This is a genomic window from Paenibacillus sp. XY044, assembly GCF_002257645.1.
Lineage (GTDB): Bacteria > Bacillota > Bacilli > Paenibacillales > Paenibacillaceae > Paenibacillus_AQ.
This window is the reverse complement of sequence record NZ_NQMO01000003.1, coordinates 260,904-275,729: the sequence shown is the minus strand read 5'-3', so window position 1 is coordinate 275,729 and position 14,826 is coordinate 260,904. Positions and strand designations below refer to the sequence as shown.

Annotated in this window: 13 protein-coding genes; 3 read left to right on the top strand and 10 right to left on the bottom strand. The window is 54.7% G+C overall.

Annotated features, from left to right (window positions below; translation table 11 throughout):
* Window positions 1-147: 147 nt before the first annotated feature.
* Window positions 148-2,394 (bottom strand): hypothetical protein, encoded by a 2,247-nt coding sequence (locus tag CJP46_RS14950; protein ID WP_094596401.1) that lies wholly within the window; start codon window positions 2,392-2,394, stop codon window positions 148-150.
* A 292-nt stretch (window positions 2,395-2,686) separates the two neighbouring features.
* Here CJP46_RS14950 and CJP46_RS14945 point away from each other — a divergent pair, with 292 nt between their 5' ends.
* Entirely contained in the window at window positions 2,687-2,893 is a 207-nt protein-coding gene (locus CJP46_RS14945) for a hypothetical protein (protein WP_094596400.1), read from the top strand.
* Between the two features lie 124 nt (window positions 2,894-3,017).
* Here the strand turns inward: CJP46_RS14945 and CJP46_RS14940 are convergent, their stop codons facing one another.
* From CJP46_RS14940 to CJP46_RS14930, 3 genes are all read right to left on the bottom strand, one after another.
* Window positions 3,018-3,551: a pyrophosphohydrolase domain-containing protein gene (locus CJP46_RS14940; protein ID WP_218831035.1), complete on the bottom strand. Its 534-nt coding sequence runs from the start codon at window positions 3,549-3,551 to the stop codon at window positions 3,018-3,020.
* A gap of 162 nt (window positions 3,552-3,713) precedes the next feature.
* Complete coding sequence (locus CJP46_RS14935; protein ID WP_094596399.1) at window positions 3,714-5,846, bottom strand: multicopper oxidase family protein; 2,133 nt, start codon at window positions 5,844-5,846, stop codon at window positions 3,714-3,716.
* Window positions 5,847-5,859: 13 nt separating this feature from the next.
* A complete protein-coding gene (locus CJP46_RS14930) occupies window positions 5,860-6,414 on the bottom strand; it encodes a DUF2269 family protein (protein WP_094596398.1) in 555 nt (184 codons plus the stop codon).
* A gap of 146 nt (window positions 6,415-6,560) precedes the next feature.
* On the opposite strand from CJP46_RS14930, the gene CJP46_RS14925 reads away from it, so the two are divergent.
* Entirely contained in the window at window positions 6,561-7,259 is a 699-nt protein-coding gene (locus CJP46_RS14925) for a response regulator (RefSeq protein ID WP_094596397.1), read from the top strand.
* Complete coding sequence (locus CJP46_RS14920) at window positions 7,249-8,580, top strand: sensor histidine kinase (protein WP_094596396.1); 1,332 nt, start codon at window positions 7,249-7,251, stop codon at window positions 8,578-8,580. Before CJP46_RS14925 ends, CJP46_RS14920 begins: the two co-directional genes overlap by 11 nt.
* A gap of 212 nt (window positions 8,581-8,792) precedes the next feature.
* On the opposite strand, the gene CJP46_RS14915 is transcribed toward CJP46_RS14920, so the two are convergent.
* The 6 genes from CJP46_RS14915 to CJP46_RS14890 form a co-directional block, all read right to left on the bottom strand.
* The gene (locus tag CJP46_RS14915; protein ID WP_256992350.1) at window positions 8,793-9,338 is read right to left on the bottom strand and encodes a DinB family protein; all 546 of its coding nucleotides are present in this window, start codon (window positions 9,336-9,338) and stop codon (window positions 8,793-8,795) included.
* Between the two features lie 252 nt (window positions 9,339-9,590).
* On the bottom strand, window positions 9,591-10,511 hold the full coding sequence (locus CJP46_RS14910) for an N-acetylglucosamine kinase (protein WP_094596395.1): 921 nt from the start codon (window positions 10,509-10,511) through the stop codon (window positions 9,591-9,593).
* 22 nt (window positions 10,512-10,533) lie between these two features.
* On the bottom strand, window positions 10,534-11,673 hold the full coding sequence (locus CJP46_RS14905) for an exo-beta-N-acetylmuramidase NamZ family protein (protein ID WP_094596394.1): 1,140 nt from the start codon (window positions 11,671-11,673) through the stop codon (window positions 10,534-10,536).
* A gap of 143 nt (window positions 11,674-11,816) precedes the next feature.
* Window positions 11,817-12,521, bottom strand: a complete 705-nt coding sequence (locus CJP46_RS14900; protein WP_094596393.1) for a PIG-L deacetylase family protein — start codon at window positions 12,519-12,521, stop codon at window positions 11,817-11,819.
* 4 nt (window positions 12,522-12,525) lie between these two features.
* Complete coding sequence (locus tag CJP46_RS14895) at window positions 12,526-13,491, bottom strand: GNAT family N-acetyltransferase (RefSeq protein WP_094596392.1); 966 nt, start codon at window positions 13,489-13,491, stop codon at window positions 12,526-12,528.
* A gap of 131 nt (window positions 13,492-13,622) precedes the next feature.
* The gene (locus CJP46_RS14890) at window positions 13,623-14,825 is read right to left on the bottom strand and encodes an anhydro-N-acetylmuramic acid kinase (RefSeq protein WP_094596391.1); all 1,203 of its coding nucleotides are present in this window, start codon (window positions 14,823-14,825) and stop codon (window positions 13,623-13,625) included.
* Window position 14,826 lies beyond the last annotated feature (1 nt).

Below are 14,826 nucleotides of genomic sequence, written 5' to 3'. Positions count from 1 at the left end.
CCCATTGGGCCAGATTGCGGTTGGATTCCAGCAGCAGGGACGTGAACGAGTCAGCCTTATTACACGAAATCCGGATTGGCTCCGCATCTTGCATATTCATCGTCGTTTTTCTCTCCTCTCCCAAAACCGGCGGATTGTGGTGTACGTTTACGCCGATGCGTATTGTACGATCACGGCCTCCCTTGTCTGATCATCATAAGCGATCCACAGGTCATCGCCGACTTCCACGCCGTACACCGGTTCAATGGACTGCTCGATTCGGTACGAAACCCCGTTTCTCATGACGGTGATGCGGGCAAACGGCCGCTCGCCCACGGTCCCGTCGAACTGTACTGACGTCACGTTGGCGCTGCCCTGCTTGCCCTGAAGTAGGCGAAGCTCTTTTTCATACTCCTCCTTGTTCACCGACACCGGGATGATCGAACCTACCGCAACAGGCAGACGATCTGGCACGAACTGGCTGTTAACTTTGCGCGATCTTTGATTCCCATGAGAGAGCAGCAGCTCGAACAGCATCAGCTTTCTGTTCACGATTTCCACGGGAACTTGCTCAATCCGGATCACTTCGCCTTCCAGCGTCAGCTGGTCCGCCCCTTCCGCGTGGCCCCGCCTGTTGTAATTGTAGAGCCGGGTGACGCCGCCTATTTGCATGAGATCCGCCTTATCCCCGGTTTGGTAGGTGAACCCGTTCGCCTGCACCACCGGAATGGCATAGGTTTGTCCACCGGTATCAAAGTGAAGCAACCGCGCTTCGCCGCGGCCCGCCTTGCCATAGGTGTCGATCCGCGCCAGAACGGCGTCCCGGATCACCTCGGGCTTCGTCTGCGGCAGATCGTCACCGGTCACGAATACCGCACGATTTTTCTTACGGTTGTAGCTGATCAGCACGGGGTCGCCCGCACGCGGGGCATGAAGATAAGAAACCACTTTCTTTATGCTCGTTTCTTTCATCATCCCTTCATCCTCGAAACGGATATCAAAGCGGATCATCGGTTGTTCGTTCACGTAAGTTCCGGTTTCTTGCAGACGGGTTACCGTCCCATGCGCGATCACGCCTTCGGCCGTAAGTTTCTTCTGTCTGCCTGTCAAGACACGAATCAGAAATGCGAGACCGCCAAACAGCACCAGCGGGATCAGCAGCCAGATCGCCCAGTTGATGACAAGCGCATTGCCGCGCTTCAAATAATGAGCGAAACTATTCCAGGAGATCCGGTCGGCCCCTTCAGCGATCTGCCAAGTTTGCAGCGCTTCGCCGGTCATGCGGGTGAGCGTTCCCCCTTTGACATTCAGCCAGCCGGCCGACTTTTCTTCGTCGGTAAAGTACAGCGTCGCATCTCCGATTTCCTTGTAAAAGGAAAGCGTGCCGCTGCTTACATCCTTCGGCTCTAGGCCGGACAATGGCTGGGACAAGTCTGTGAACGACCGGGTCTGCCGGTCGTAGAGATATCCGGTGACTTGGCCTTTTAATTCGTCTTTTGCCGTTGAACCGAAGATGAGCGTCTCGCGGTCGTTCAGCGGAAAAACGGTTGCCTGAAATACCGGAGCAGGAGTCTTAACGACATCCCCCCAATCCCCCTTGACCGCATCGTAGGTCCGTACCTGCTTCGGTTCATTGGACTCGGTCCTCCACAGGCTGGCAGAATCCACTCCGGCAAGAGCAGCAAACTGCCGCTCCGCCTGATCTTCTGCATCAAAAGCAGATCCTCCCTCCGGCTCGATCCGTATGGCTGCTTTGCGCTGTGCACTCAATAGGCCGCTGGCATAAGCGGTGCTGCCATCCTTCAGATCCAGCTCATAGAGGGGGATGGCGCGGCCGCCGTTAAAACTGCCCATCACTTCAGACATCGAGGTCGGTCTTGTGGGCAATCCCGCGTCTTCGTTTAGATAAGCCGTTTGGAATACGCCGTCCCTCACCTCGCCGACGACGAAGGTGTCATGATCCGTTTTTCCTCCTACCATCATACGGCCTTCCCAGTTATGAACGGCCGATGATAAAAAGCCGTCAAATTCCAGCGTTCCTTTGACCAGCTCCTCCACATGGCCGCCCGGCCCGATCACGTTCAGCTGGAGCCCCGTGCTGTCATCCGTCGTGGCAATGACTAGATTGCCCTTCTGATAGGAGCTTACGAACTCATTATGTATATTGGAGCGCAGATGGACCTTGGTTACTTCCTGATGCGTCGCCGCATCGTAGAGAATGGCGTCCATACCGTCAGAGCTATCTGTCAGGCTGATGACCTTGCTTCCCCCATCCAGGTAGAATAAACCCTCCACCGTATGCAGGCGGTCCTGAATATGGGCCACATCTTGCTTGTAATCATTCCAAACCACGAAGCTTAAAATGACCGCAGGCACAAAAAATACGAGATTCAGCAGGTTGATACTTTTCTTCATCGATTCCTCCCTCTCATCCATTCTCTATGAACTTATCATAGACCGGGCAGCGAGTGCCAGGTAATGACAATATTTTTACCGCTATACCGGACAATTTCCGGCTTCTTTTGCAGCGGTCCGATGCATTCTTCTTGTTATACGAAATAGGAGAAGAAAAAGTTGAATTTTTTTGTCGATATCCCTTTACAGACTTTTACAATTTCTGATAATATTGTCGTAGACAAGCTAATCAGAGTTTTGCAGATTTGACTACACCGTTGTCTAAAAAAATTACCTATGGGAGTGATTAAAGATGAAAAGAACTATTCTCTCGACAGTAATCTTGCTTGGACTTCTTAGCGGACTCTTCGCGGCGGTGGCTTCGGCGGATGCAATCAAGCCGTTCAATCACGGTGCAAACTACGACACAAATTCTGCAATCAAGCCGTTCAATCACGGCGCAAACTACGGCACACAAGATTCGGCAATCAAGCCGTTTAATCACGGCGCAAACTACTAGGTCAAGCTTTCATAATTGGTGGTCATACTTAGACAAAGGAAACGGCTCATGGCGGATGGAATATCCGGTCATGAGCCGTTTTCTGTGGGTTTCCTTGTTTTCTATTTTCCAGCAGCGTTCAGCTCTACTTGAACCGCTTCGGGCCTAGCTCGATCTGCCGGGCGACCTCAGCCGCGATTTTCGGTTCCGGAGCGAAGTCCTGTTCCCAGTTGTCCGGCTTGATCACTTTGCCCACCTCGTTATAATGAGGCTTTCCATCCGGAAAGAGCTTGCCCATGTTGGCAGCATGGACGTGCTCAAAAATCCGGTCCGGTTCGACACCGGCCTCAACGAATCCACCATTGGCAAAATAGAGAATGTCGGTAAACGCGTCCATCTGGCCGATCAGCTTATCCCCGGGATAGGCTTTTTGCTGCTGCTTGCGGTATGTATCCTGCGCGCGTTCCATCAGCTCGGCGAAAAATGCCTTAAACCTGTCGTCATCACCAGCCGTCGCATGCAGAAGTTCAATCACTTCCTCCATAATAAAGGCGGCGCGGTTCATCGCCAGCTTGTCGTTCAATGCCGCCGGCTCCTCCGGAGCAGGGCAGTCAAAGCCCAAATGAAACTCGCGAACCTGCTGAAACTGGTTTTTTTTCATCGTTTTGGATTCTATCATATTGATTTCTCTGGCTCCTTTATCGGTGTAATCTCTAGTATTATAGCAAATTTATCGGGCCGGACTCTTGGTAGAAAATAGATTGATGCCGTTTCCGGCCCCGGGCCGTACCGTTAACGCACCCGGTGCCACTCGGGACGGATGCTCCACAACCTTATCTTTTTAATCCGGCAAGTTTCCGGATCTCGTCCCTACCTCGTACGATGGCCGAACATTGCCGTACATGAGATGCAGAATCATTCCCGTGGCCGCATGGTCCAAGTTATGGCAGTGGTCCATCCACATGCCTGGATTGTCCGCGACGAATGCCACTTCATAGGATTCTCCGGGCATGACGTTTAACGTATCGGTCAGCCACGGCGTTTTCACCTTCTCGCCGTTTTTCTTCAAAACCGTCATATGATGCCCGTGCAGGTGCATCGGGTGCTCCCCCAAACTTTTATTCACGAACGTCGTTTTGACTTTATCTCCTTCATTAACGACAAGGGTCGGAACCCGAGGGTACACTTGCCCGTTGATCGTCCATAGAAAATGAAATTCACCGTTGTAAAAGCCCATTTTATTGCCGAGGATCATCTGGAATTCCCGGTCGAATTTCACTGTACCCGTAACCTCATTCACGACGAGCTTGCCGTAATCGGACGGGTCAAACAGCGTGGATTCCGCACGAAAGATCGGTTTCTCCGGTTTAACCCCGGAATAAAAAACGATGCCCGGATTGCTGTCGTTGTTGCTGGCATTGCCAAGTTTCAGGAAGACCGGATGGTTCGGCATCACGAAGGTTACGTCGTATCTGCCGCCCGATCCCAGCCGAAGCGCGGTTTGATCAGACAAGGGCTGCGGGTCTTGGATCTTCATCCCGTCAATGCTGGTTACGCGGAATTCAGTCCCTTGCAGAAGGTATTTCTGCGAAAGGTTATGCGAGTTGATGATCCTCAGCTTGATCGTCTTCCCCGGCTGCACCTGCTTCCATTGCAGGCCATCCTGATTTCCAAAGGCATTGACGTGCCCTTGATCGGTCATCCAGCGATGATTGATCACGGTAAACCGTTCATCAAAGGTTTCAGATTGCAGCTTAGGCTCCACGATCAGCGTGCCGAACAGCCCTTTGGCGACTTGCTCTGACGCCTGCTGATGGGAGTGGAACCAGTACGTCCCCTCTTGCTCGGCCCGGAACTTGTACGTGAACGATTGTCCCGGTTTGACAACATTTTGGGTCATCCCCGGCACGCCGTCCATCGCATTCGGCACGTTATAACCATGCCAATGGATGGTCACCCCGCTATCCACATCTTGGTTGATCAGCTTCACTTCGACCATGTCTCCCTGGTGCACCCTGAGTTCGGGAGCAATTTCACCATTATAGGTCCAGGCATCAATAACGGCTTTGGAAGCCAGCGTCATCTTCTTGCGCTGTGCGACCAGCTCGAATGTTTTGTCGGCGGGGGCCGAAATATCGCCTGTCAGAGCGGCTACCTCAACTTGACCCGATTCGGCCGAACCTGATGCAATATGAGCATGATGCTCCTGGTGACCTGAGCCACTGGACATCGACATCATGGTAGCCGCTCCACCCCCTTCGTCCATCCGGTCGTGATTCATCATGTCCGACGCTTCCGGCAGTTTGGAGGCACTCACCCCGACCAGTACATTGGATACAAGGATAGCAATGGCGACGACGGAGGTGAGCACGCCGGCAGATGCGAATTTTAGCAGTCTGACCAAGATCCCGCGCTCTAGCTTTTCCCCTCTGTTCACCTTTAAGTAACTTCTATATGCGAATAACGCAGGCACAAGCAGTAAAAGCATAACCAGCAAGAAACGGGAAGCGATCTGAAACAGACTGGGCAGAACTGGCTGGGCGAAGAAGGTACTAAAGGCGGAAATCCCCGATGCGAGCGCCGCCGCCAAAAAAGACAGCATGACGAAAGGATGGGCCGCCGTACACAGCACCTCCTGCTCCGGCGGATTCTCGTCGGCATTCCGCAAGCTTTTTAACTTAGGCAGAATTCTTACCGCCACATACGATTGGGGGATCAACGTCAGGGGGACAAGCGTTTTGACCGTACCCTCTACAAATAGCCAACCGCTGATGACGATTTGGAGGGCGATCGCTGCATACCAAGCGGCGCTCAGCAGCATCGCAATCCAAGCTGCCCAGAGCAAGAAGGTTCTTTTATGTTTGAGGCTTCGGTTGGTCCGTGCGTACGGAAGGCCTGCGGCCGTCATGCCGGCAATTCCCCAGAACAGGGTCATGCCGGCGGTAAGCAGAATGCTGGATATGGTTACGAACATGGTTTTCCTCTCCTTAAGACCGAATGTTTCGTGAAGCTGCCGCCCGCGTTTTCGATGGATGAGCCTTTGCATTGATTTTGCCGAACGGTTTGAAATAAGAAATTGCCGTCATGAAGACGAGTGAGATGATATTAGCCATAGCTCCTCCAATCAACGAGAAACTTGTATTCAGAAAGGCATCGTCACTGAGCGCAAGAAGTCGGGCCTGACTCGCAGTGCGAACGATTTGGGACAACCAGCCTCCCATGTACACAATGCCGAACACAATCAACAATAAGGTCAAGACCAGCTTGATTAGAATCCAGTAGTATTTGAACAGCCCCCAATTCGTCCACACGGACAACGCAGTACCAGAGAGCACCGTGGCGAGAGCGGTGTACCGGATGAACACGACATCGATCAAATGCATATTTTCCAATGTGTAGTACAACTGGTCCCCGTTCTCCGCTTTCAGCATGTACATACCGAGCAGCAGCATGACCAACGCTCCGCCGAGCCAGCAGACGACCGACAGCACGTGGATGATGATGATCGCCTGCTTTTTCTTGACCGGCAATTTGTAACTCATGTGCACATCCTCCCTTAGCGGCTTCTATGTTAGCTATACTACCTACGAAATGTTGCGAAATTGTGGTGAAACTATTTACACATTGTGGGGGCTGCCCATATTCTATAAAGAGGTAAAAATGAATGATCATGTCAAGGAGTGTGGGAATGGGAATCCATGTACTAATCGTAGATGATGAAATCAAAATTGCATCCCTCATGGAGTCGTTTCTTCAAGGTGAAGGATATGAATGTCTAACCGCAATGGACGGAAAAACCGCCCTGCAGCTCTATGCCAAGCATCAACCGGATATCGTGATCCTGGACTGGATGCTTCCGCAAATGAACGGACTGGACATATGCCGGCAGCTTAGGCAGATCGGGTCTCCCGGCATCATCATGGTCACGGCCAAATCCGAAGAAACCGACAAAATCGTCGGCCTCGAAATGGGTGCAGACGATTACCTAACGAAGCCCTTTAGCTTAAGGGAACTTTCCGCACGCATCCGCTCCTTATTGAGACGCATGAACAGAACCGGCCAAGACGATCCCGTCCAAGTCCTGCGAAGAGGCGAGCTTACAATCCACGAGGATAGCCTGCAGGTATTCAAGGGGAATGTGGAGCTGCATCTTACCCCGACCGAATTCAAGCTCCTATACCTCCTGGCATCCAAGCCCGGTCGGGTGTACAGCCGAATGCAGCTGCTGCAGCACGCTTTCGAGGAGGAGTTTATCATCGACGAACGGACGGTTGATTCCCATATCAGCAAGCTGCGCAAGAAGATCGAGGGCGGCAGCCGGGACTCCGACTATATTCAAACCGTCTACGGATTCGGTTACCGTTTCGGAGCGGAACATGAAAATTAGAACCAAGCTGATGCTGTCGATGGGCGTTTTAATCGTGTTTATCCTGCTTTTTCTGCTTGGGGTCACGCATGTGCAGTTTTATATATCCCGCGATGTTGCGTATCTTCAGGATAAGGAACCTTTTGCGTCACTGAAAAATGAGTTCGAACAATTCTACGGCCATCATGGTGATTCCTGGGAAAATGTCGGCAGTGCGAGGTTTGAATCTGCCGCAGGCTTTGCGGAAATCGCTTTATCCGCGGGGGGAAAGATCCTGTATCAGCAAGGAGAGCTGAGCGCGGACGAGCTTCGAAGCGACGGCTACCTGGTGCCGCTTAACAAAGGAGACAACAGAATTGGCAGACTGTATGTGATGAATGACCGCCAGTTCAAGATCTACGGGTTTAAAACGATGTGGTACGGCATGCTGCCCAATATCGGGGTGGCTTCGCTGCTGTTCACCGGCATTGCGGCCCTGCTGACTATTTTCTTATTGTCGTGGAGGCTGACAAGCCCCATACGCAGAATCGTCCGCGGCATCGAGACCATTAAACAAGGGGATGCCGCCCCCGTCTTTCCCGAACGCAGGAAAGATGAATTCGGGGCGATCTCCAAGGCGCTTCGTGAGATGAACGATTCGTTGACCGACGCGGAGCGTACCCGAAAGCAGCTGATGTCCGATGTCGCCCATGAACTCAAAACCCCGCTGATGATCATCCAGGGAGAATTGGAACTGGCACACGAGACGGGGGCTTCCCTCTCTGCCGCCAAGCAGGCATCGATTCACGATGAAGTGCTGCGGCTGTCGCGTTTGGTTCATGATGTGTTGGACTTGTCCAGGCTGGAAGCCGGCATGACGGAGCTGCACCTGCGGACGGAGAACTTGGTAGCGCTTGTGGACGATTTAACGGCGAAGATACGGTTTATGGTAGAAGAAAAACAAATCGATCTATCCTTGCACGCCGAGGAAGAGGTCATTTCCGTTTCGGCGGAAAAAGGCCGCATTCTCCAGGCGCTGTACAACATCCTGACGAATGCCGTTTACTATACGCCCCCCGGCGGACAAATCCGCCTTCAGATGGAAACGGTACTCCTGCCGGACCGAGAGGGGGCTTATGCCCGGATCCGCATGGAAGACAGCGGTGCCGGTATTTCCGAAGAGGATCTGCCCCATATCTTCGACCGATTCTATCGGGCGGACCATTCCCGGGCCCGTCCGGGCGGCGGAACCGGTCTCGGGCTTGCGATTGCACGGCAAAACATCCTTGCTCATCGGGGATGGATTGATGTGCAAAGCACGGTTGGCATAGGTACGGTGTTTACCGTTTACTTGCCGTTGTAAGTAACGTGCCCTTGGGCACCAGGTATATAGTGGTAACGTCCATCATGCCGTCTATAGCGGCAAGTTTTAAGGCCCTCCTTTACGGGATGGCCTATTCTTTTGCGATGAAGAGCCATGTAAAAGAGCGGACACTTTATGAGTGTCCGCCCGAAGAACTACCAAAAAAGACGTCAGGTAAGATAGACTTACGCAGCTGATCCTGCCGGTCTTTCCTAAATATCACTGGACTGCTCGAGCAGCCGCTGTTCCAGCTCCGCCTGCTGCCGCAAATGGTGGCGGAAATGCATCCCGATCAGCCGGTACCACTCCTGCGCGTTCAGCCAGCCGAAGCCGCCGTGCCGGACTTTGCCGTCCGGGTGGACCCCGTCCAACTTCGACTCCCACTCCTGCATTTTTCCCATCACCTTCACCAGCCCCGCGTCCAGCTCCTCTCTGCTTAACGCATTATTGGGACTGGCGGCCTGCGCTCCTTCCAGCTTGATCTTGATCTGCGGAAAGCTGCCCCGCCGGAACAACTCTTCTCCATTCGGCGTTTTGCCCAGCGGCTGCTCCTCTGTGCTTTCGGCACAAGCTTGGACATAGGCCAAGTACTCCATGGCCACCGCGATCAGATGATCGTACATCTGTCCGATCGACCAGATCTCCGGTCCGGGAATGTAGCGAAGCTGCCATGTGGAATACTTGTTCAGATCGCGGCGGTATCCTTCAATCAACTCGAAGTCTTCCATATTCATGCACTCCTCTGTCCGATGGTTCATCTGCATACGCCCCCCTGTGCCTCCCTATTTCTTCCACGTTGCCGAAAAATCCTGCTTCCAGATGAATACGTTCAGGTGACGCGGCGGTCGTGATGGCTTTCCAACGAAAAGGGATGGGCGTGTGCGAATCGAATGCGTCGGTCCATGCTGACGACAAAACCTCCTTTCCTTACCGGCTTACGCCGTAAGGAAAGGAGGTTTATCGTAATGGTCACCCGTTCGTCTTCACGATTCACCGGCTCAGTATTGCGGCTATTTTGCTCCCCGCAGCCGATTGAGCGCCATCAGCACCGCGCCGCTTGCCGCGTCTTTTTTGGGCGTGATACAGGTAATTTCCGGATAGCGCCCTTGCAGCTCCTCCAAGAAGCATTCCCGGATATAGACGTTGTTGAGCAGAACGCTCCCAGCCATGGCCAGCGAACCCTTCTGCAGCGCCAGTTTCTCGGCAACCGGCGCCACGAGCCCGGCAAGTGAAGCAGCGCTGCGCTGTGCGATGGCCAGGGCCGCGGGGTCGCCGAGCTCGCATGCCCGGGTCAGCAGAGGTGCTAACGCGGCGATGTCCTTTTTGCTGCGGGCTGCATCGTACACGTAGCCGATGATGTCCGGTACCGATTTCAGGCCTAGCTTCCCGTAGACCAGGTCCGTGATGACCGTATCCGGCAGCCGGCCGTCGTGGGCCCGGACCAGAACGGACAGCAGGTCCCTGCCGATCGCGTACCCGCTGCCTTCGTCATCGATCAGGTGACCGCAACCGCCGGTGCGGTGGGACTCCCCGCGTTCATTGCGGCCGAAGCATATCGATCCCGTTCCCGCGATCAGAATCATGCCGTACTCGCTCTCATGCGCGCCGCTCAAAGCCGTTTCCTGATCGCCGGTGATCAGGAGACTACCCGCATAGCCGCATTCCCTGACCTTGGCAGTCAGGCGGGCGCTCACGGCGGGATTGCTTACTCCCGCCGCACCGATGCATAGATAGGCGCAGCGGTCCAGCCCGCCGGTCGCCTCGCCGATCCGGCCCATCATGTCGCGCAGACTGGCTTCGATGCTGGCCTCGTCCTGACCGTTGTAATTGATTCCGCCGGATTCGAAGGTGGCGATCACTGCGCCGCTCTCATCGGCGATGGCGACCGCCGTTTTCGTTCCGCCGCCGTCCAGTCCGGCTACGTACCGCATCGTCATCCCTTCCTTCGTCTGTCTAATAGATATGATACTGCTGCTTCATGCCGGCAAACGACCGGGCTTCCTCCCGGAATTGTTCCAGCAAGTCCGGCACATCGAATCGCTCGGTCCGGTACAAATCGTCCCCGCCCAAAAGGTCGATGAACGGCAGCTTGTTACCCTTATGCGGAGGCAAAAATTCGAATGCCTCATAGTACCGCTTAAGCGTGTACATCAGCCGGATTCCCGTTTCGAGCGGCTGCAGCGCACGCGGATCGGTAACGTGCAGCTGCACGCCGCCGCACTGCTCGCCCTCATGCTTGGAGAACGTCGGCTTGAAATAGACCGGCCGGAAGATGACGCCCGGCAGCTTCATGCCGTTCATCTCATCCGCCAGCTTCTGAGCCTCGACGAAAGGCGCGCCGACGATTTCGAAAGGCGCCGTCGTCCCCCGTCCTTCGGATAGGTTCGTGCCTTCGAACAAACAGGTTCCGGGGTACAGCAGCGCGCTGTCAAAGCGCGGCAGTCCAAGCGACGGCATGACCCACAGGTTTCCCGTCTCGGGGAACAGCATGCTCCGGTCCCAGCCGCCGCACGGAACGACATGCAGTGCCGCGTTCCAGTTCATCTGCTCGTTCGCCATCGCCGCCACTTCGCCGGCCGTCAGGCCGTAGCGGACGGCTAGCGGGTAATTGCCGACAAACGATTCAAAACCGGGCTTCAGGATGTTGCCTTCTACCGTCACCCCGTCCAGCGGGTTGATCCGGTCGAGAACGATGAACTCTTTTCCCGCCTTGGCGCAGTCCTCCAGGGCGTATAGCATCGTATAAATGAAGGTATAGTAGCGCACGCCCACATCCTGGATATCGTATACGACGGCGTCCACTTCGTCCAGCATTTCCGGGCCCAGCCGCTTGGAGTCCTTGCGGTACAGGCTGTACACCGGCACGCCGGTAATCGGGTCCCGGTAGGTTTCGACCTGCGCGCCCGCTGCCTGATCCCCCCGAACCCCATGTTCCGGCGAGAACAGCGCCGTCAGCTGGAACCGTTCATGCAGGATTTGAATCGTGGATTCAAATTTACGGTTTAAGCCCGTCGGCGATGTAATGAGTCCGAGCCGCTTCCCTTTTAGCAGATGGGCATAATCTTCGATCCGGTCAATTCCATTAGCGATCATAGCGACCTCCTGGTAGTTGAAATTGGCGCAGCGCCAATAAAGTGATTTGAAGTTTAAATTTATCAATGCGATCATCTCAAAAAAATGACTGCAACCAAGGAATCGTCACAGTCAGAAGCACTCATGTCATGGCAATGCGCCGCTTACAGTTCGCTTTGGCGCAGGCGCATCGTTTCCGCCGGAATCATAAACGTTTCCGCATACTCCTTACGCGCCTCGATTCCGCGTACCCGCGCAAGATGCTTGTAGTATTCCAGATAAGGGAAGGACTTGCTGCCCGTGACGAACCAGTGCTGCGATACCGCTTTCACCCACAGGTCAAATGCCTCCTGCGAAAAGTCTACGTACAAGTACGGCTTGTAATCCACCGCATCCTCCCAGTTTTCCGCATAGTACAGCTTGGAAGCGAAGAACGCGGGCAGCTCCCGCTCAAAGGACGCCAGGCCCGCGAAAAAGCGCGCATCGTTCACGATGTTGTGCGTCGTCGCGTGGTCCTTGTGCATACTGTTCTTCCAGTGGGTAATGATGATGTTCGGCTTCACGCGCCGGATTTCATCGCATACTCTCAGACGCATTTCCTCGGTATCCTTCAGCTCGCCGTCGGGAATGTCGAACACGATGGACTCGCCGCCCAGCATATCGGCAAATGCCTTCCCCTCGTTCACCTTTTGCTGTCGGTACTCCGCCATATCCTGGCCCGCGGGCACGCCGCGTTCCCCTGCCGTCAGCGCCAGCGTCACGATGCGGTCTCCCTTCAAGGAATGGCTTGCAAGCACGCCGCCCGCCGTCAGTTCCGCGTCACCGACATGGCCGCCAATCGCCATAATCGTTAATTTTTGTTCACTCATCGCTTTAAAACTCCCTTCTCATGATCGAAAATGTTCGGACCGTCTTAAATCCTGCCTTCTCGTAAATCCGGATGGCCGGATTGGTGCTGCCTGTATACAGGGACATGTACGCCGTCCCGATCTTCTGAAAAGCCTCGCACAATTTAAAGAAAAGGATACTGCCGAGGCCATGCCCCTCATGCTCAGGATGAACGCCGATGCCGGCAAAATAGCCGCGACCGCTGGCCTGGCGGATGACCGGCCCGGCAAATCCGACCACCTTACCGTGGTGCGCCGCCACGACGACCGGCACCCCGTCCGCGGTCGATTGGGCGATTTCCTTCTGCCACAGCGGATTATCGAAGCCCTGCAGCATGTCCGAAACGCCATGATGCTTGCCTTGTTCAAACAGCTCCACCGTATATCCGTCTGTTTGCGCCTTCTCTTCTTTCCCGCGAATCTCCTGCGGTATGGAGAACGAAGACAGATCCAGGTACATCGCACATTCCTGCGCTCTTTCCACATATCCCTGGCCCTGCAAAAAAGAATGGAGCCTGCTGCCTGTCGGCACACCGGGCGCATTGTTATGCTCGTGACGCGGCGTATCCGGTATGTACCAAGGCAGCATCATCGGATTGAAAAACAGCACGTCGGCTTGGCTTTTGCCCAGCGCCTGAAAGCGCCCTTCCAGATGCTCCAGCATCACCTTGTAATTGTCGTCCGTACGGACTTCGTCGGCAAGAACGATGCAGGTGATGTACCCTGCATGATCTCCAAGCGGCAGATCGCCGCCCGTGCATCCGCAGGCAAAGCCCTTCACTTCGCCCTCTTCCAGGAGAACAAACGTGTTCTCCGGATCGAAATAGCGGTTATCCGTAAATATGCCGCTGAAGCTGGCCTCCGTCATCTCTTTGTAGCCGTCACGCACGGCCACCGTGTTCCACAAGCCGATGACAGCACCAGTGTATTGGTCACTCCATGTTACAACCATCTCGATATGAGTCCCTCCATCCCTTTAAGAGGTAGTTCAAAAAGTCCGCCTTTGATCACGAAGTAAATCGGGAAGCTGATTCGGCATCGAATCTTCTCGGTGCTGAAAACCGACCTTTTTGAACACGCATTTTAATAACTGATTTTGCCCATGACGACAGGTCTTGAAGCGCCAGTCACATACGGAAGGTTATTCGCCCGCTTGGCAATGGCGTAATCCGCCAGTACGGCAAACGCTACGGCTTCCTTCGCATCACTGTTATGACCGATTTCCTCCTGCGTCAGCACCTGGACGCCTGCCTTCGCCATCTCCTGCCGGATCCATTCCATCAGCACCGGATTGTAGCTGCCCCCGCCGCCGACGATCAAGGCATCGGCAGGGTGTCCTGCCATCACGTACCTGTGGTAGGCGTCGCCGATCGACCAGGCGGTCAGCATCGTCACCGTGGCTACAATATCTTCCGCCCGCATGCCAAGGGCATCGGCATCATGCAGAAGCTTATCTATATAAGAGGAACCGAACAGCTCCCGGCCCGTCGATTTCGGCAGCGGCTGCGTATAGTAAGCTTCCTGCTGCAGCCTGCCGAGCAGACGCGGATCGGCGGTGCCCTGACGAGCGATCGCTCCTCCAATATCCATCGTTAATTGTCCCGGGTACAGCCGCTCCACAACTCCGTCGATGATCATGTTGCCCGGGCCTGTGTCGAAAGCATATACCTCGCCGGGTGTGCAACCGGCCGGAATCACCGTCATGTTCCCGATGCCGCCGATGTTCTGCAGCAGCAGTGTCCGGTGTTCCTCCCGGTACAGCATATATTCCGTAAAGGGGACCAGCGGCGCTCCCTGACCGCCGACAGCCATATCCGCCGCCCGAAAGTCCGACACGCAAGGAATTCCCGTTCTTGCCGCGATGACCGCGCCCTCACCGATCTGAACGGTGTAATGCACGTTATGGCCGTGATATGCCTCCATATCCGGGGCATGGTAAACCGTTTGGCCGTGCGAACCGATCACCGAAACGTCTTCGGCGGACAACCCCGCCTTCCCGATCACGGACAAAGCCGCCTCGGCGTACAGTTCTCCCAAAAGCACATTCATTTTCCCAACCCGGTCTACGCTTGCGTTGCTTAGATCGAACAAAGCAAAAATGTCTTCTCTGACTCCCGCGGGAAAAGGCGTATTCTCAAAAGCGACCAGACATACACCTGGAGGCCCCTCCAAATTGCCGGTGATTTGCACGACAGCCGCGTCGATGCCGTCTACCGATGTCCCGGACATCAGACCAACGGCATACCGGGGACGACTGAGCTCCGCTTTCTCTCCTTTTGTCCCCATA

Bases quoted from the DNA above. Each gene is read 5' to 3' on its own strand.
- CJP46_RS14950 (WP_094596401.1), bottom strand. From the start codon at position 2,394: ATGAAGAAAAGTATCAACCTGCTGAATCTCGTATTTTTTGTGCCTGCG.
- CJP46_RS14945 (WP_094596400.1), top strand. From the start codon at position 2,687: ATGAAAAGAACTATTCTCTCGACAGTAATCTTGCTTGGACTTCTTAGC.
- CJP46_RS14940 (WP_218831035.1), bottom strand. From the start codon at position 3,551: ATGATAGAATCCAAAACGATGAAAAAAAACCAGTTTCAGCAGGTTCGC.
- CJP46_RS14935 (WP_094596399.1), bottom strand. From the start codon at position 5,846: ATGTTCGTAACCATATCCAGCATTCTGCTTACCGCCGGCATGACCCTG.
- CJP46_RS14930 (WP_094596398.1), bottom strand. From the start codon at position 6,414: ATGAGTTACAAATTGCCGGTCAAGAAAAAGCAGGCGATCATCATCATC.
- CJP46_RS14925 (WP_094596397.1), top strand. From the start codon at position 6,561: ATGGGAATCCATGTACTAATCGTAGATGATGAAATCAAAATTGCATCC.
- CJP46_RS14920 (WP_094596396.1), top strand. From the start codon at position 7,249: ATGAAAATTAGAACCAAGCTGATGCTGTCGATGGGCGTTTTAATCGTG.
- CJP46_RS14915 (WP_256992350.1), bottom strand. From the start codon at position 9,338: ATGAACCATCGGACAGAGGAGTGCATGAATATGGAAGACTTCGAGTTG.
- CJP46_RS14910 (WP_094596395.1), bottom strand. From the start codon at position 10,511: ATGCGGTACGTAGCCGGACTGGACGGCGGCGGAACGAAAACGGCGGTC.
- CJP46_RS14905 (WP_094596394.1), bottom strand. From the start codon at position 11,673: ATGATCGCTAATGGAATTGACCGGATCGAAGATTATGCCCATCTGCTA.
- CJP46_RS14900 (WP_094596393.1), bottom strand. From the start codon at position 12,521: ATGAGTGAACAAAAATTAACGATTATGGCGATTGGCGGCCATGTCGGT.
- CJP46_RS14895 (WP_094596392.1), bottom strand. From the start codon at position 13,491: ATGGTTGTAACATGGAGTGACCAATACACTGGTGCTGTCATCGGCTTG.
- CJP46_RS14890 (WP_094596391.1), bottom strand. From the start codon at position 14,825: ATGGGGACAAAAGGAGAGAAAGCGGAGCTCAGTCGTCCCCGGTATGCC.